This is a genomic window from Pseudomonas hormoni (assembly GCF_018502625.1).
Lineage (GTDB): Bacteria > Pseudomonadota > Gammaproteobacteria > Pseudomonadales > Pseudomonadaceae > Aquipseudomonas > Aquipseudomonas hormoni.
Genome location: NZ_CP075566.1, coordinates 2,591,856 through 2,607,930, shown reverse-complemented (window position 1 = coordinate 2,607,930; position 16,075 = coordinate 2,591,856). Strand labels below are relative to the sequence as shown.

Annotated in this window: 16 protein-coding genes and 3 pseudogenes; 9 read left to right on the top strand and 10 right to left on the bottom strand. The window is 59.7% G+C overall.

Going from position 1 to position 16,075, the window contains the following annotated elements; genetic code table 11:
* The first annotated feature begins 79 nt into the window (after positions 1-79).
* The gene (locus KJF94_RS12095; protein ID WP_214383677.1) at positions 80-1,120 is read left to right on the top strand and encodes an Ldh family oxidoreductase; all 1,041 of its coding nucleotides are present in this window, start codon (positions 80-82) and stop codon (positions 1,118-1,120) included.
* A 140-nt stretch (positions 1,121-1,260) separates the two neighbouring features.
* On the opposite strand, the gene KJF94_RS12090 is transcribed toward KJF94_RS12095, so the two are convergent.
* On the bottom strand, positions 1,261-1,578 hold the full coding sequence (locus KJF94_RS12090) for an ElaB/YgaM/YqjD family protein (RefSeq protein ID WP_064677549.1): 318 nt from the start codon (positions 1,576-1,578) through the stop codon (positions 1,261-1,263).
* 166 nt (positions 1,579-1,744) lie between these two features.
* On the opposite strand from KJF94_RS12090, the gene KJF94_RS12085 reads away from it, so the two are divergent.
* On the top strand, positions 1,745-1,996 hold the full coding sequence (locus KJF94_RS12085) for a hypothetical protein (RefSeq protein ID WP_007937833.1): 252 nt from the start codon (positions 1,745-1,747) through the stop codon (positions 1,994-1,996).
* A 9-nt stretch (positions 1,997-2,005) separates the two neighbouring features.
* On the opposite strand, the gene KJF94_RS12080 is transcribed toward KJF94_RS12085, so the two are convergent.
* Positions 2,006-2,914: a LysR family transcriptional regulator gene (locus tag KJF94_RS12080; protein WP_214383675.1), complete on the bottom strand. Its 909-nt coding sequence runs from the start codon at positions 2,912-2,914 to the stop codon at positions 2,006-2,008.
* An 84-nt stretch (positions 2,915-2,998) separates the two neighbouring features.
* On the opposite strand from KJF94_RS12080, the gene KJF94_RS12075 reads away from it, so the two are divergent.
* Entirely contained in the window at positions 2,999-3,922 is a 924-nt protein-coding gene (locus tag KJF94_RS12075; protein ID WP_214383673.1) for a carbon-nitrogen hydrolase family protein, read from the top strand.
* 154 nt (positions 3,923-4,076) lie between these two features.
* Here the strand turns inward: KJF94_RS12075 and KJF94_RS12070 are convergent, their stop codons facing one another.
* From KJF94_RS12070 to KJF94_RS12060, 3 genes are all read right to left on the bottom strand, one after another.
* Entirely contained in the window at positions 4,077-4,550 is a 474-nt protein-coding gene (locus KJF94_RS12070) for an LEA/WHy family protein (RefSeq protein WP_214383671.1), read from the bottom strand.
* A 56-nt stretch (positions 4,551-4,606) separates the two neighbouring features.
* Positions 4,607-6,079, bottom strand: a complete 1,473-nt coding sequence (locus KJF94_RS12065) for a nucleobase:cation symporter-2 family protein (protein ID WP_214383669.1) — start codon at positions 6,077-6,079, stop codon at positions 4,607-4,609.
* 248 nt (positions 6,080-6,327) lie between these two features.
* The gene (locus tag KJF94_RS12060; RefSeq protein WP_214383667.1) at positions 6,328-7,230 is read right to left on the bottom strand and encodes a LysR family transcriptional regulator; all 903 of its coding nucleotides are present in this window, start codon (positions 7,228-7,230) and stop codon (positions 6,328-6,330) included.
* Between the two features lie 101 nt (positions 7,231-7,331).
* On the opposite strand from KJF94_RS12060, the gene KJF94_RS12055 reads away from it, so the two are divergent.
* The 3 genes from KJF94_RS12055 to KJF94_RS12045 all read left to right on the top strand — a co-directional run bounded on the left by KJF94_RS12055 (position 7,332) and on the right by KJF94_RS12045 (position 10,538).
* The gene (locus KJF94_RS12055; protein WP_214383665.1) at positions 7,332-8,423 is read left to right on the top strand and encodes a polyamine ABC transporter substrate-binding protein; all 1,092 of its coding nucleotides are present in this window, start codon (positions 7,332-7,334) and stop codon (positions 8,421-8,423) included.
* 19 nt (positions 8,424-8,442) lie between these two features.
* A complete protein-coding gene (gene speB, locus KJF94_RS12050; RefSeq protein ID WP_214383663.1) occupies positions 8,443-9,402 on the top strand; it encodes an agmatinase in 960 nt (319 codons plus the stop codon).
* A gap of 167 nt (positions 9,403-9,569) precedes the next feature.
* Positions 9,570-10,538 carry a hypothetical protein gene (locus KJF94_RS12045; RefSeq protein WP_214383661.1) on the top strand — a complete coding sequence of 323 codons (969 nt, stop codon included), beginning with the start codon at positions 9,570-9,572 and terminating at the stop codon, positions 10,536-10,538.
* Between the two features lie 122 nt (positions 10,539-10,660).
* Here the strand turns inward: KJF94_RS12045 and KJF94_RS12040 are convergent.
* Positions 10,661-11,330 (bottom strand): annotated as a pseudogene (locus KJF94_RS12040) (tetratricopeptide repeat protein); the annotation flags it as partial.
* A gap of 202 nt (positions 11,331-11,532) precedes the next feature.
* Between KJF94_RS12040 and KJF94_RS12035 the strand changes: the two are divergent.
* On the top strand, positions 11,533-12,204 hold the full coding sequence (locus KJF94_RS12035) for a DUF3313 domain-containing protein (protein WP_214383659.1): 672 nt from the start codon (positions 11,533-11,535) through the stop codon (positions 12,202-12,204).
* Between the two features lie 135 nt (positions 12,205-12,339).
* On the opposite strand, the pseudogene KJF94_RS12030 reads toward KJF94_RS12035, so the two are convergent.
* The 4 genes and pseudogenes from KJF94_RS12030 to KJF94_RS12015 all read right to left on the bottom strand — a co-directional run.
* Positions 12,340-12,654 (bottom strand): annotated as a pseudogene (locus KJF94_RS12030) (spermidine synthase); the annotation flags it as partial.
* A 114-nt stretch (positions 12,655-12,768) separates the two neighbouring features.
* Positions 12,769-13,169: pseudogene (locus KJF94_RS12025) on the bottom strand (DUF1254 domain-containing protein); the annotation flags it as partial.
* Between the two features lie 10 nt (positions 13,170-13,179).
* Positions 13,180-13,971 (bottom strand): hypothetical protein, encoded by a 792-nt coding sequence (locus KJF94_RS12020; RefSeq protein WP_214383658.1) that lies wholly within the window; start codon positions 13,969-13,971, stop codon positions 13,180-13,182.
* A 242-nt stretch (positions 13,972-14,213) separates the two neighbouring features.
* The gene (locus tag KJF94_RS12015; protein ID WP_214383656.1) at positions 14,214-14,639 is read right to left on the bottom strand and encodes a YciI family protein; all 426 of its coding nucleotides are present in this window, start codon (positions 14,637-14,639) and stop codon (positions 14,214-14,216) included.
* 156 nt (positions 14,640-14,795) lie between these two features.
* Between KJF94_RS12015 and KJF94_RS12010 the strand changes: the two genes are divergently transcribed.
* Positions 14,796-15,239 carry an SRPBCC family protein gene (locus KJF94_RS12010; protein ID WP_214383654.1) on the top strand — a complete coding sequence of 148 codons (444 nt, stop codon included), beginning with the start codon at positions 14,796-14,798 and terminating at the stop codon, positions 15,237-15,239.
* A gap of 249 nt (positions 15,240-15,488) precedes the next feature.
* Positions 15,489-15,989: a thiol peroxidase gene (gene tpx, locus KJF94_RS12005; RefSeq protein ID WP_034146655.1), complete on the top strand. Its 501-nt coding sequence runs from the start codon at positions 15,489-15,491 to the stop codon at positions 15,987-15,989.
* The last annotated feature ends 86 nt before the right edge of the window (positions 15,990-16,075 follow it).

Below are 16,075 nucleotides of genomic sequence, written 5' to 3'. Positions count from 1 at the left end.
CAGACGGCTGGTTGCGCATGGTTAATCAGCGGGTATTCATACGCTGTTGCCCCCTCCAATAATTAGTCTGGAGCTTCAGATGTCTGCGCCACACGAACATGTGTCTACTGCTGTCTCGCAAAACCTGTCCCTCGATGAGTTGACGGCATTGCTTGAGAAGATTTTCCTGCGTCACGGCACCTCGTCCGACGTCGCTCGGGTGCTGGCCGAAAACTGCGCCGGCGCCGAACGCGATGGTGCCCACAGTCATGGTGTGTTCCGCATTCCCGGTTATGTGTCGACGCTGAAGAGCGGTTGGGTCAATGGTCAGGCCGTGCCGGTGGTCGAGGACGTGGCGTCGGGTTTTGTCCGGGTCGACGCCGGCAACGGTTTCGCTCAACCGGCGCTCGCCGCTGCCCGCGCCTTGCTGGTGGAAAAGGCTCGCAGCGCCGGCATTGCGGTGCTGGCGATTCGTAACTCCCACCATTTTGCGGCGTTGTGGCCGGACGTCGAACCGTTCGCCTATGAAGGGCTGGTGGCATTGAGCGTGGTCAACAGCATGACCTGCGTGGTGCCGCACGGCGCCGATCGCCCGCTGTTCGGCACCAACCCGATTGCTTTCGCCGCCCCACGGGCCGACGGTGAGCCGATTGTCTTCGACCTGGCCACCAGCGCGATTGCCCATGGCGATGTGCAGATCGCCGCACGCAAGGGTGAGCGTTTGCCCGCGGGCATGGGCGTGGATGGCCTCGGTCAGCCGACCCAGGACCCAAAAGCGATTCTTGAAGGCGGGGCGTTGCTGCCGTTTGGCGGGCATAAAGGTTCGGCGTTGTCGATGATGGTGGAGCTGTTGGCGGCGGCGTTGACCGGCGGCAATTTTTCCTTCGAATTCGACTGGAAAAACCACCCCGGTGCCAAAACACCATGGACCGGCCAGTTGTTGATCGTGATCGATCCGAGCAAGGCCGCCGGGCAAAACTTTGCCGAGCGCAGTCAGGAGTTGGTGCGGCAGATGCACGGTGTGGGGCTTAAGCGGTTGCCCGGTGATCGACGCCACTATCAGCGGGCGAAATCGCAAGCGGGTGGCATCGCGCTGGATGCGGATACGCTGGCGAATTTGCGGGAATTGGCTGGGCTCTGATTTGTAGGAGCGAGCTTGCTCGCGATGGACGTTAACGAAAACGCGTGTTTACTGGAAAAACACGGCACTTTGGAGTCCATCGCGAGCAAGCTCGCTCCTACAAAAAGCGGATCAGTTTCAACGACAGAAAGCGGGGCCGTTTAACGACGCCCCAGCAACAACCCGACAACCAAACCGAAACCGGCGGAAATGGCCACGGTTTGCCATGGATGCCCGCCAATGTAGGTTTCAGTGGCTTCCACCGCCGGCAGGGTCCGGTCGCGAACGCTGGTGACCGAGTCCCGTGCCTGCTGGAGTTTCTGGGCGATTTGTCCGCGAAGCGTATCTGCTTCTTCACCGACCAGTGACGCACTGCTCTTGAGCAGTTTTTCCGACTCTTCGATCAGCGCCTGAAGTTCGCTGAAAGCCTGGTCCTTGATTTGGTCTTCGGCGACTTGTGCGGCAGTTTTCCGGGCCATTGGGTAACTCCTTGCAGGTTAATGGTTCAGTGAACAATGGAGTCTGCCGCGACTGAAAAAGTTGCAGCGACTTTTCGCGTAGACGCCCTCCTGTAGAAAAATCCAGCGCAGGACATTTCTTTCTACAGTGTAAGATGTCGCCTATTTACGCAGCAGGTAACTCCCCATGAGCTTCAATCTGGCCGACAAACCCCTTGCCGAGCGCGCGGCGCTTGAAGACGAGAAATCCCGTCTGTTCGAACTCTGGCAAAACAACCTGGGCAAAGCCAAGGGCGAAGCCGCACGGTTGTTCGGCGAGCGCGCCAAGCGCAAAGGCAAATGGGCCGAATGGGTCCGTTCCGAACTCGACGGCATGTCACCCCCGGAATTCGCGAACATGGTGCGCAGTGAAGTCAATCGGTTGATGGCGGCCAAGTAAGGCTGAACCTCACGCAAAAATCGCGACAATCGCCTCACGCACTTTCAACACCACCGGATCGAGCTGAGTGCTGGTGCGCCAGCCCAGTTCGATCGGGTAACGCGGCAACGCCAAAGGGCAGGGCAGTAGCGCCAGGCCGCTGAGCGCTGCAATGCTTCGGGCGGCATGCGCCGGAATGGTCGCCACCGCCTGACTGCCCTTGAGCAGATGCGGCAACGCTGCGAAATGCGTGGTCGAAGCGCAGACCCGCCGGCTCAGGCCCAACGCGGCCAACCCTTCGTCGGTGATCCCGATAAAGCCACCCGATGACACCAGAATATGTTCACGGGTGACGAACTCCTCAAGGCCTATGGTTTGCTGTCCCTCGACCAGACTGATCGGGTCAACCAGACACAGATAATCGCCTTCACCCAGCACCTGACGACTGAGCAACCGTTCGGCAAACCCGCCGGCCGTGATGGCCAGATCGATGCTGCGCTCCATCAACGCCTGCGCGACGATCTGACTGTGAGTCTGGCGGAAGATCAGCCGCAGCTTCGGCGCGCAGCGGGCGATTTCCTCGATCAAGCGACGTCCGTAGGCGATTTCGAAATCATCTGACAAACCGACCGTGACCGAACGGCCGTCGTAGTGATTGGCGGCCGGGTCGACCATCGCCAGGCTTTGGCGGCATTTGTTCAGTGCATCGCTGACCACCGGTTTCAACTGATTGGCCTTGAGCGTCGGCGCAAGACCTCGTCCCGTGCGTACGAACAATTGATCGCCGTACACCTCGCGCAGCCGGCGCAATGCCGCGCTGACCGCCGATTGCGTCACGCCCAGGCGCAACGCCGCACGGCTGGCGCTGGACTCTTCATGCAAGGCTTCGAAGATTTTGAGCAGGTTGAGATCGACGGTAGCGATATTCATCTGATTCATATCATTCAGCATTGGAAGGGGCTTTATTCATGATCCCGTGACGCCTGAGAATGAGCAACACCTGATGTGAACGGAGTGACCGCGATGCCCAAGTCAATCGTTGCTGCACTGCAAATCGGCGCCTTGCCCGGCGGCAAGGCTGAGACGCTGGAACAGATCCTCGCGTATGAAAACGCCATAGTCGAGTCAGGCGCGGCGCTGGTGGTCATGCCCGAAGCGTTGCTGGGCGGATACCCGAAAGGTGAAGGTTTTGGTACCCAACTGGGTTATCGACTGCCGGAAGGTCGTGAAGCCTTTGCCCATTATTTCGCCAACGCCGTCGATGTGCCTGGGGCGGAAACCGAAGCGCTGGCCGGGTTATCGGCGCGTACGGGCGCCAATCTTGTGATCGGTGTGATCGAGCGCGCCGGCAGCACGTTGTATTGCACCGCGCTGTATTTTGATCCGCAGGCCGGGCTGGTGGCGAAGCACCGCAAGCTGATGCCGACCGGTACTGAACGGCTGATCTGGGGCAAGGGCGATGGCTCGACGTTGCCGGTGATCGACAGCCAGGTCGGGCGGATCGGCGCGGTGGTGTGCTGGGAAAACATGATGCCGCTGCTGCGCACCGCGATGTACGCCAAAGGCGTGGAGGTGTGGTGCGCGCCAACGGTGGACGAGCGGGAGATGTGGCAAGTCAGCATGCGCCACATCGCCCATGAAGGCCGCTGCTTTGTGGTCAGCGCCTGTCAGGTTCAGGACTCGCCGCAAGCACTGGGCGTGGAGATCGCCAACTGGCCGGCGGACCGGCCGTTGATTGCCGGTGGCAGCGTCATCGTCGGGCCGATGGGCGATATTCTGGCCGGGCCGCTGCGTGGCGGTGCCGGTTTATTGACCGCTGAAATCGATACCGACGACCTGATCCGCGCACGTTACGACTTCGACGTCGTCGGCCACTATGCGCGCCCGGATGTGTTCGAGTTGACGGTGGATGAACGCGCCAAACCCGGTGTCCGATTCAACTCATAACCAAAACTGTGTGTGAGCTTTTGTGGCGAGGGAGCTTGCTCCCGCTGGGTCGCGAAGCGGCCCCAAAAGCTTTGCGACTGCTTCGCAGCCGAGCGGGAGCAAGCTCCCTCGCCACACAAGCTCGCCACCACATGGGATCTTCAGCGTTGTCTACTTACCAGGTGCCGGTGATCGCCCCCGGCAAACTGAGCTTGCCACTGTCTGTGAATCGCATCGTGCCAAACAAGCCGCCCGCCAGTTTGCCGCGCAAGACATAAGGCAGGTTGTTCAACGTTTGGGTCTGGCTCAGGCCCAGTGTCTGGCGCAGCACCGAGAACGCCGAAACGCTCACCGGCACGGTCAGCACTGTCTCGGAAAAGCGCGCAATCGAGCCCGACTGATCACTGACCCCGGAGGCGAGGGGCTGGCCGTTGACTGACAGGTCCAACGCCACACCGTTGTAGTCGATCGCGGTTTCATTGGGATTCTGCACGCGGATTTTCACGGCGAAACGCACTTCCATGTCCTGACTCTGCAACGGCTCGAAACCGACCACGTTGATGTTCAGCGGGTCGCGATTGGGCAACAGGGCGCAGGCGCTCAGGGACAATAAAAGGAGGGAAAGGACAACGGCGTGGACACTGCGCATGGACATGCTCTCTTGAAGAAAAGGCCGAACCACTCGTGGCTCGGCCTTGAGCGAGTCTAGCGGTTCAACTGTGCGACAACCGCAGGCGAGGCGGGTTCACCTTTGGCCGGCACATCCGGGTTTTCCATGACCTGGAGGATCGAGGCTTCCGGATCGAAATCGTCTTCTTCCAGCTCGATGAATTCCTCGGGCAGGAAGATATTCAGCACGATAGCGCACAACGCGCCGACGGTGATCGGTGATTCGAAGATGTTGTGCAGCGCTTTCGGCAACTCCCGCAGCACCTCCGGTACGGCCGCCACACCCAGGCCCATGCCCAGGGAAATCGCCACGATCAGCATGTTGCGCCGGTGCAGGCCGGCTTCGGCCAGGATCTTGATGCCGGCCACTGCTACAGTGCCGAACATCACCAGTTCAGCGCCACCGAGCACCGGTTTGGGCATCAGTTGCAGCACTGCGCCGATCATCGGGAACAACCCCAGCACCACCAGCAGACCTGCAATGAAAAACGCCACGTAACGGCTGGCCACGCCGGTCAGTTGAATCACGCCGTTGTTCTGCGCGAAGGTCACCATAGGCATGCTGTTGAACACTGCCGCCATGGCCGAGTTGAGACCGTCGGCGAGCAGACCGGACTTGATCCGGCGGATGTAGATCGGGCCTTTGACCGGCTGCCGGGAAATCATCGAGTTGGCGGTCAGATCACCGGCAGCCTCCAGCGGCGACACCAGGAAAATCACCGCCACCGGCACGAACGCCACCCAGTCGAAGTTGAAGCCGTACTTGAACGGCACCGGCACGCTCATCAGCGGTACGTCGGGCATGCTGCCGAAATCCACGTGGCCCATGAGCCAGGCGACGACATAACCGAAGGTCAGGCCGATCACGATCGCCCCGAGGCGCAGGAACGGCACGTCCACCCGGTTCAATACCACGATGGTGCCGAGCACCAGCGCCGCCAATGCCAGATGACTGGCCGCGCCGAGATCCGTCGCGCCGAAGCCGCCGGCGATGTCGGTCATGGCGACTTTGATCAGCGACAGCCCCATCAGCGTGATGATCGTCCCGGTCACCACCGGCGTGATCAGCATCCGCAGCTTGCCGATGAACTGGCTCAACACCACTTCAATGAACGCGGCGAAAAAACACACGCCAAAGATCGTCGACAGGATCTCATCAGTGCCGCCGCCGCGAGCCTTGACCATGAAGCCGGCGCTGAGGATCACGCTGATGAACGAAAAACTGGTGCCTTGCAGGCACAGCAAACCGGAACCGATCGGGCCGAACCGGCGTGCCTGAACGAAGGTACCCAGGCCCGAGACGAACAGCGCCATGCTGATCAGATAAGGTATTTCGCTTTGCAGGCCGAGGGCGCTGCCCATGATCAGGGTCGGGGTGATGATGCCGACGAAACTGGCGAGTACGTGTTGCAGGGCAGCAAAGACCGTGGCGGTCAAATGCGGGCGGTCATCGAGGCCGTAGATCAGGTCGCTGTGGCGCGGGGCAGGGGCTTTTTCAGAGGCGGTCATGGTGGTTTGCGTGCCGAAAGGCGGGCCGGGTCAGAAAATGGAGGCGCAGGATGCCAGAAAGACTGGCTTGTCGAAACATTAACTCAGGTTTACATAAAACCTGTGGCGAGGGAGCTTGCTCCCGCTCGACTGCGCAGCAGTCGTAAACCCGGCACATACGGTTTGATTGATAGAACGCGACAGAGGATTTTGGGGCCGCTTCGCAGCCCAACGGGAGCAAGCTCCCTCGCCACAGAGTGTGGTGGCGATCACGCGAGCGCTGAAAACGCCGCCAGTAGATCCTCTTCAAACGCTTTCTGCGCATCCCCCGGCACCTGCGCCCGGTGGCGGGCCAGATGGAAGGCCACGTCGAAACTCATGTCACTGCGGCGCACGGCCCTGAGCAACCCTTTGTCCTCCCAGCTGCGGGCAAAGTGACTGGGCAGATAACCGACATGCTTGCCAGACAGAATAAAGGCGAGGGTGCCTTCGACCTGTTCCGAGCGCGCCGAGCATCGCTTTCCCTGGAAGGGCTCATCGCTGCGCAGAAAGCGGTAAGGGTGATCCACCCGGTCGCAGGCCTGCAACGCTTGGTCGTCCGGCGCATCGTCGGTGAACAGCGGATGGCCGGGGGCGCAATACAGGTGCTGGGTTTCACTGAACAGCTCGCGGTAGTCAAACGCGCTCTGCACCTGTGAGAAATAACCGATCGCCAGGTCCAGCCGTTGTTGCAGCAGCAAGCGCTCCATCTCGCCGGGCATGGCGCTGATCAACTCGATGCGCACCGACTCATCGCGCTCGCGAAAGCGGCGGATCGCCTCGGCCACTCGTTGCAGCACCGATTGATCCACGGCTTCGGACAGCCCCAGGCGCACCTCGCCGATCAGGCGGCCGGCCACGCCGTTGGATTGATGACGGAACGCTTCGATCGACTCGAACAGTCCGCGCGTCGCGATCAGCAGCTGTTCGCCTTTGGGAGTGATCCTGAAGCCGCCCTTGCCGCGACTGCACAGCCGATAACCAAGCCGGGTTTCGAGCCTGGCCATTTGCTGGCTGATGCTCGATTGACTCAGGCCCAGTTCACCCTGGGCCGCGCTGAAACCGCCGCATTCCACCACGCTGACGAACAGACGCAGCAAGTGCAGATCCACATCGTGAAGCTGGCCGAGCATCAAACATTACTCCGCAATAAAGTCAGGATAATTGACTTGGTATTTTTCCAATGTATCTGACGACGCATGCTGCAGCCACTTCCTCTGGTCAGGTGTTCGTCATGGGTCCTTCATTCAAGCTGTGTTTACCCGCGCTGTTCCTTTCCATGGCGGTGTCGGCCCAGGCCGAGGAGAACGTCGTCAATCTCTACAGCTGGGCCGATTACGTGGCGCCGCAAACCTTGCAGCGCTTTGAGCAGGAAACCGGCATCCACGTGCGCTACGACACCTTTGACTCCTCGGAAGTCCTGGAAACCAAGCTGCTCACCGGCGGCAGCGGCTATGACGTGGTGGTGCCGTCGTCCAGCGTGCTGGCGCGCGGGTTGGCAGCCGGTGCGCTGAAGGCGATTCCCCACGAAGGCCTCAAGGGCTACGCCAACCTCGATCCGGACTTGTTGGGAAAACTCGCCGCGGTCGATCCCGGCAACCGCTACGGCGTGCCCTATACCTGGGGCACTTTAGGGCTCGGAATGAATGTCGAAGCGGTGAAAAAGCGTTTGCCGAATGTGCCGCTCAACAGCCTCGATCTGCTGTTCAAACCTGAATACGCCAGCAAGCTGAAAGATTGCGGTGTTGCGATCATCGATTCGCCGCAGGAGGTGATCGGCCTGGCGCTGCACTATCTCGGTAAAGATCCCTACAGCACCGACAAGTCTGATCTGTCAGCCGCCGAGGCGTTGTTGCATCAGCTTCAGCCGAATGTGTTGTACGTCGCCAGCGGTCGACAAATCAACGACCTGGCCAACGGCAGCGTTTGCCTGGCGTTGACCTACAACGGTGACGCCAGCATGGCTGCCGATCAGGCGCGCAAGGCCAACAAGCCCTACGAAGTGGCGTACCGGATTCCCAAGGAGGGCACGCTGGTCTGGCAGGACAACCTGGCGATTCCCAAGGATGCGCCGCACCCCGAAGCGGCCCGCGCCTTCATCGAATTCATGTTGCGTCCCGAGTCTGTGGCGGCGCTGACCAATACGCTGTTCTTCGCCACGGCCAACCAGGCCGCCACACCGCTGGTGGATGAGGCGGTGCGCACCGATCCGGACATTTACCCGCTCGCCGATGTGCGCGAACGGCTGTACGCCGACCGCAGCATGAGCCTCAAGGACATGCGTCAGCGCACCCGCATGTGGACCACTTTCCGTAGCCGCCAATAACTAAAACAAGGAGAAACCGATGGACGTCCCTGTGCAAAACGATCAGGCCATGACCCGCGACAGCCTCTACGGGACTGCCGCCGAAAGTACCTACGCCGGCATCACCAGTTTCATGCGCCGGCGCTACAGCCGCGACTTGCGCGGTGTTGATGTGGCCGTCAGCGGCGTGCCGTTCGATACCGCCACCAGCAACCGTCCCGGGGCGCGTTTCGGACCGCGTGGCATCCGCGCGGCCTCCACCGGGATTGCCTGGGAACGCCACTGGCCGTGGGCGTTCGATCCATTCGATCACCTCGCCGTGATCGACTACGGCGATTGCGCCTTCGATTACGGCTCGCCTCAGTCGGTGCCGGAAAGCATTGAAGCCCACGCCGAGCACATTCTGAATGCCGGATGCGCGATGCTGACCTTCGGCGGCGATCACTTCATCAGTTACCCGCTGCTCAAGGCCCACGCCCGTAAACACGGGGCGCTGTCGCTGATCCATTTCGACGCGCACAGCGACACCTGGCCGGACGAAGAGGGCAAGCGCGTCGATCACGGCACGATGTTCTGGCACGCGGCCAAGGAAGGGCTGGTAGACCCGTCGCGCTCGGTACAGATCGGCTTGCGCACGACCAATGACGATCATCAGGGCTTTCAGGTTCTGGATGCGCGACAAGTGCATCGCCGTGGAGTCGATGCGATTGTCGAAGCCATTCGCGCTCGGGTCGGCGACAACCCGGTGTACCTGACGTTCGACATCGACTGCCTCGACCCGGCTTTCGCCCCCGGTACCGGAACGCCGGTGTGCGGTGGTTTGAGCACGGTGCAAGCGCTGGAAATCCTCGGCGGGTTGCGCGGGATCAATCTGGTGGGGATGGACGTGGTGGAAGTGGCGCCGGCTTACGACAGTGCGGACATTACCTCACTGGCGGCGGCGACCTTGGCGATGGAGATGCTGTGTCTGTATGCGGCGAAGCATAAGGTCGATCGCTAAAACAGATTGGCGTTGTCAGTGATGACGCCTTCGCGGGCAAGCCCTACAGGATTAGCGCTTGACCCGTGAGCTGCCGCAGGCTGCGATCTTTTTGCTTTGGACGGCGATGCCGTTTTGATAGAGTCCGCGCCCCACATGGAAGTCAGTAGTAAAGAAAGGAGTCTGGTTTGAGCGCGGGCAAGAAAATTCTGGGGCTGATCGCACTGGTGCTGATGGCGGCCCTGTGGGGCAGTTACTTTTATCTGTTTCAGGAAAACCGCAACGGGCAACTCGGGGCGTCATCCGACAGTTCTGCCTGGTGCGGCACGCCACCGTCCAGCGATGCGGCGGCCTTGGGCAAGGATCATCTGACACTGCGCATCACCAACAATGTGCGCGGCGAATTCCTGCTCTCGGGGGCGGTCATCGTGTCCGAGCGTACCTTCGATCGTTATGACCTGGGCCGCAACGAATTGCGCCTGCGCCTGGAACCGTTGCAGTGGTCATACGGCGTCACGCCGATTTTCCTCGAGCAGGTCAGGATCAAGCCGCTGAGCCGCAACCTCTCTTCACTCGACAAGAGCGCCTACGCCGAGCTGGAAGCCCGGCCCATCGGCGTCCAGGGCACGGCGGCAGCGATTCCATTCGATAGCTATCGCTACGGCTACAAACCGGTGCTGTACATCCTCAAGGGCAATGAACGGATTGACCTGAAGTTCAAGCGCATCACCACCCGCATGGAAATCTCCAACACCTTCACGCCGATTCAGAAGTACAACCGCGTCGAGTACATCAACGAGAAAAACTCGCTGGTCCGCGAAGAGGATTACAAGCCTTACGGGGCCAATGAATGCGCATTCAGCGTCGAGCGCAAAGGCTCGTTCAAGGTGATCGTGCTGCTGTTGTTGCTGGTGATCTGCCTACCATTGATGCACGTGTTTTACCGCGACGAGCCCGGCATCGACTTTCTGGCCACGCTGGTGAGTATCGGGGCGATCCGGGTGCTGTTGGTGGGGCCGTTGAATGACTTTCAGCTGTACAACATCGACTTTCTGTTCGGCGCCGCGATTTTGCTGGTGGGCACGGTGTCGTTGGTCAAGGCGATGCGGGCCAACAGTCGGCGGGAGTTGGCGGCGAAGAGTGGTTCGTCTTGGTGATTCATTGCTAGACCGTGTTGACGCCTTCGCGGGCAAGCCTCGCTCCTACAGGGTTTTGTGTACGACGCATGACCTGTAGGAGCGAGGCTTGCCCGCGATGGGGCCTCTGGATCAACCCCCGATCACTTCAACGCCGGATCCCCCATGTTCATCTTCTTCCAGCCCTGCAACAGAATCTGGGCCTTGGGTTCCTGCCCGTTTTCCAGGTAGTACTGGATCAACGACAGCCGCGCATTGCGATTCGCCGGTTGTACGTTCAGCAGGCGCTCCAGCTCTTCGCAGGCCTCATTGACTTTGCCGCTGTCATGCAACGCCACCGCCAGTACGTAGCGCTCGTTACGGTGGAGGCAGGAACGCGCTGATTGCCCGCACGGCGCTTTCACGCACCTGGGGCGCCGGGTTGTGCAAGTCCTGGGTCGCCAGTTTCAACGCCTGTTCGCTGGGGTACAGCGACAACTCGGCCAGCAGCGTTGCGCGCTGAATCGCCGGCAGGTTGCTGCGTTGTAGCTGCTCATACAAGGCTTGTGCAGCGCCGGGCTGACCGGTGCGAATCAGCCAGAGGCTTTCATCGTAGCGCGGCGCCTGGGCGGTGGTGGCGGTGTTCCAGAGCTTGAACTGTTCGGTGATTTTGTCGCCGGCCTTGCCCTGATGGCAGGTCAGGCAGGCGTCCGGCGTGTCGAGTTTTTTTGCCCGTTCCGGGTTGGGAATGCTGAAACTGTAGTCATGCCGGAAATCGTTGCGCATGTAGAACTTGCCGGGCATGTGGCAATCCACGCATTGAGAACCCGGTTGCATAGTCCGGGTGCGTTTGCCGTCAGGCGCGCGTTCAAGCTTGATGCAGCTTTGCTGGATGGCTATCTGTCAAATGACGGTTGTGATCCGCTGTGCACCAATGGATGAATATTTTGATTTTTCAGAACAAAAAGCACGGCATTGGCTATACCTGTAACACCTGTTTCCAAACCGTTGTCGACCGCCTTACAGGAGTTACCGCATGAAGTTTGCATTAATGATGAGCACACTGTGCATTGCCTCGATCGGTGTGGTTGGCTGCGCCAGCACCAAGGTCGAGCCGGACGAGTACTCCGGATTTCTCAAGGATTACAGCCAGCTCAAGGAAGCCAAGTCACCTTCGGGGGCAGTGGTGATGCGCTGGATCGATCCGAAGCTCGACATCAGCAAATACAAAAGCGTGTACGTCGAACCGACCCAGCTGTACCCCAAGCCTCAGCCGACCGTGAAAATCCCTCAGGCCACCCTGAACGGGATCACCAGTTATTACGATAAGGCGCTCAAACGCGAAATAGGCAAATCCCTGCCGCTGGCCGCAGGCCCTGGCCCGGGTGTGATGGTGGTGCGTGCTGCGATTACTGCCGTCAGCAGCAAGACCGAAGGCCTGAAGCCTTATGAAGTGCTCCCGATTGCCCTGGTCGCGGCGGCGGTGAGTACCGCCAGCGGCATTCGTGATCAGGCAACCGACCTGGCCACTGAAGCGGTGTTCCTCGATGGCGGCAACAATAAAGTGCTGGCCCAGGTGGTGCGCAAGGGCGCTGGCAAACCGCTGGAAAATGAATCGCAGGTGATGAAGGCCGATGACGTGAAAGGCGTGATCGATGGCTGGGCTTCGGATTTGCATCAGTCGTTTCTGAAATTGAAATCCAAATGATGCGTTGAGGCTGAGGGTCTCTTCGCGAGCAAGCCCGCTCCCACATTTGATCTCTGTTGTACACATATTCTGTGTTCACTGGATATCAAATGTGGGACCAGGCTTGCTCGCGAAGGCGGGTTGACAGACGCTGAATTATTCCCCGACAAACCACCGGTAATACGGATTCCCCCTATCCCCGCGCATCACCTCGCGAATATCCCTGGCCCACGCATCACGGTCGCCGTCATAGGCATGCAGACTCGCCCGGCAAAACTGCATCAAGCGTTGTTGATGCGTGTTCATCCGCTCGATAAAACCCGCATCGGCGTTCACCAGCGCAGGTGCTACACGCAAATCCAGCAGCGCCGGCAGCACGCGGCTGATTTCATTGGCCCGTACCCACGGCGCGTGTTCGATACGCGGCTGGTCGTCGGTCACCGGTGGGGCGTCGGCCGCGAAACGCTCCAGAAACGGCGCCGGTCCAGGGCATCGCGCTGTCCCAGGAGGTGATTTTCGCCGCACGCCGTGAAGTCAGTGCCATTCAGGTGTCGCCGGCCATCGACCGCTACCTGATCAACGCCCGCCGCCCGCGGTCGGGCCGGGCGGCAGTTCGATCACCAGCGGGCCGGTTTCGTTGAGGTCGACGAAACCAAGGATGACGGCGTGGTGGCGTTGGCGGTGATCACCCCGAGCTTGTCTTCGTAACTGTTGAGCACCATCAGGTCGCCGCTTTTGGCACCGAGTTTGTCGAGAAATTCTTCCTGCCGCTGGGCGTAGGACACCAGCGGCAGCGCCCATAGATAACTCTGCGTGGCTTGCTGGAAATCCAGCTCGGCATAGAGTTTTGCGATGGAGTCATGGGCCGGCAGTTCGCCTTCCATCGCGATCTGGCCGATACGCGTATCGAGATCCTGCGCACCGACGCCGCAACTGACAAACATGCTCATCAGGCTGTAACCGGCTGCGCGAATTGCACCGTGCATGGGAAAGTCCTTATTTGCCGAAGGTGACGTTGAGGCCGGCGAACAGCGTGAACTGTGGCAAGCCGGCACCCTTGTGCTCGACGGTCCACTGCGGTTCGATGAAGGCATTGAGGATATTGGAGTCGGATTTCCAGACTTTTCCGCCACCCAAACCGAGGGGGATGTAATGGGTGTCGTTCTTCAGGTCGAAGGTCCAGGTCGCGGTGGAGCGCAGGTACCAACCTCTCTCCAGGTTGTGAATGACAAACGGCTGCAGGGTGGCCGATTCCACATGCGGGCGGTCGCTGTCGCCAGCGAAGGAACTCTGGTATTGCACCAGCGCGCCGAGCAAGCCACGGGGCGATGAATCGATCGCAATGGCCGCCAGCCCCGCTTGCCATTTGCCGGTTCCCAGCTCGTCCTTATCGGCATAGGGCGCGGTGATTTGCGGACCGATGCCCAACTGCACGCCCTCGGTCTTGAGCAGGAAGATATCGAACAGGTTCAGATCACCTTCACCGGTGCTGTAACCCCCATGCGGATCGGGGCGGGTGCTGATCGGCGCAGTGGCGCGCAGCAATTGCGGGACGCCGATGAAGTCATTGGGCGCAATCGGCAGCGTGCCGCGCACCAGCAGGTCGTTGGTGTGGATATTGGAATCGTAGTATTTCGGGGTGTAGTAGTCCTGCAGGTTCATCCCCGGAGCGAGGTTCAACGGGTTGTTACTTTTGTTGGCCGTGTCGGCGTTGTCTGCATCGGCACAAACGGCAGACGTTATTGAAGCCGCCAACAAAAGGGCGCTCGCTCCTGGATTCTTCGACATGATTCCCCGGTTCCTTGGTGGCTCATTGGTCTACTCGGCAATTGGCGGCCGTTACTGCGTAATCTCTTTCCTATCAAGCCTGTAGGACACTTCTGATGACGTTAGCAGTTGTCGGTGGGTTATCCAGTCGAAGGGATTAATTCGTTGGTGTTGTGTAAGACAGGAAAAAAACCGCTAGTCGTGTGAACACGAATAGCGGGCTTTGAAGAACCATTGTGGCGACCGCGCATTTGCATGGCTGATCAGTGTTTTTTCACCTGCTCGCGTAACCGTTCCTCCTGCTCCCGCAGTTCCGGTGTGAACTCGGCGCCGAAATCCTCAGCCTCGAACACTTGGCGGATCTCGATCTCGGCTTCAGTGCCTGGCATCGGATTGGGGCAACGCTTGACCCATTCAATGGCTTCTTCTTTGGACTTCACCTGCCACAGCCAATACCCGGCGATCAGTTCCTTGGTTTCGGCGAACGGACCGTCGATGACCGAACGCTTGTCCCCGGAGAAGCGTACGCGGACGCCTTTGCTGCTGGGGTGCAGGCCTTCGCCCGCCAGCATGATCCCGGCCTTGACCAGTACCTCGTTGTAGTTACCCATCGCCGTCAGCAGTTCTTCGCTGGGCATCACGCCGGCCTCGGAATCGGCGCTGGCTTTTACAATGATCATGAAACGCATGGGGTGCCTCCTCTGGATTGGAATAATTCACTGTATGGTCGATTGGTGATTAGCCAAATCGACACTGTTTCAAATAACGTCAGTGAAATTTTCGCCCTGCATTTCGTTATCAGTATTGCTGGCCTGCCTATCCATCGACCAACGGAATGCGCCCTCATGCCAACTCTGGAACTCACCACGCTCATCCCCGACCGCACACCTGGACAAGTCCTCGACTTCTGCCTGGAGGGTGTGAATTTCCCGAAGATCTTTCCCGAACGCATCACGCCGCTGGGTGATATCGACCTGAAAAACCTGCGAATCGAAGCCGGTCGCCAGTTCCGTTTTCGGCACTGGATGTTCAACGTCATCCCGGCAAACTGGACGGTGGTGATCCGTGAAGTCGGCGACCGGCATTTCATCGATGAAATGCTCAAGGGGCCAATGGCTGCCTTTCGTCATGAACATCGGGTGGCCGCGGGAGAGGGCGGTACGCTGTACACCGACCGTGTGACGTATTCGGCGATTGGTGGCGCGCTGTCGGAGGCGCTGCTGGTCAATGCCTATATGCGCCGAATTTTTGAGGCGCGGCATCGCAACATGTTGCGGTTACTCAAGTAATACTACGACCCTGTGGGAGCGGGCTTGCCCGCGATGACGGCAGCACAGTCGACACTGCGGTGACTGCCAGAATGCTATCGCGGGCAAGCCCGCTCCCACAGGGTTCGGTATTGGTCAGGGAAACGCGTATATCCAGCGATTGCGGCGACACTTCACAATTTGTATCCGCCCATAGGTCGTCGGCCCGTTTCGTGGTTAACTTCGGCCTCTTCAAAATTCTCCACACCAACGTTCAGAAGGACTCCGTTCATGGCTCAAGTCACTCTTAAAGGCAACCCGGTTCAAGTCAACGGCCAACTGCCACAAGCCGGTTCCAAGGCTCCAGCCTTTTCCCTGGTTGCCGGCAATCTGTCCGACGTGACCCTGGCGAACTTCGCCGGCAAGCGCAAAGTGCTGAACATCTTCCCAAGCGTCGACACCCCGACCTGCGCCACGTCGGTGCGCAAGTTCAACGCCCAGGCCAATGACGTCGCCAACACCGTCGTGTTGTGCATCTCCGCTGACCTGCCATTCGCCCAAGCCCGTTTCTGCGGCGCCGAAGGCCTGGAAAACGTGCAAAACCTGTCGACCCTGCGCGGTGCCGAGTTCATCGAGAACTACGGTGTGGCCATTGCCGACGGCCCGCTCAAAGGCCTGACTGCCCGTGCCGTCGTGGTCCTGGACGAAAACGACAACGTGCTGCACAGCGAGCTGGTCAGTGAAATCGGTCAAGAGCCGAACTACGAAGCGGCACTCGCTGTTCTGAAATAAGCGAATCATTACAATTGTTAACGGCCTGGCCCTGTCCAGGCCGTTTTCATTTGTGCTTCAGTGTCTTAGATAAATCTCCTGTTACG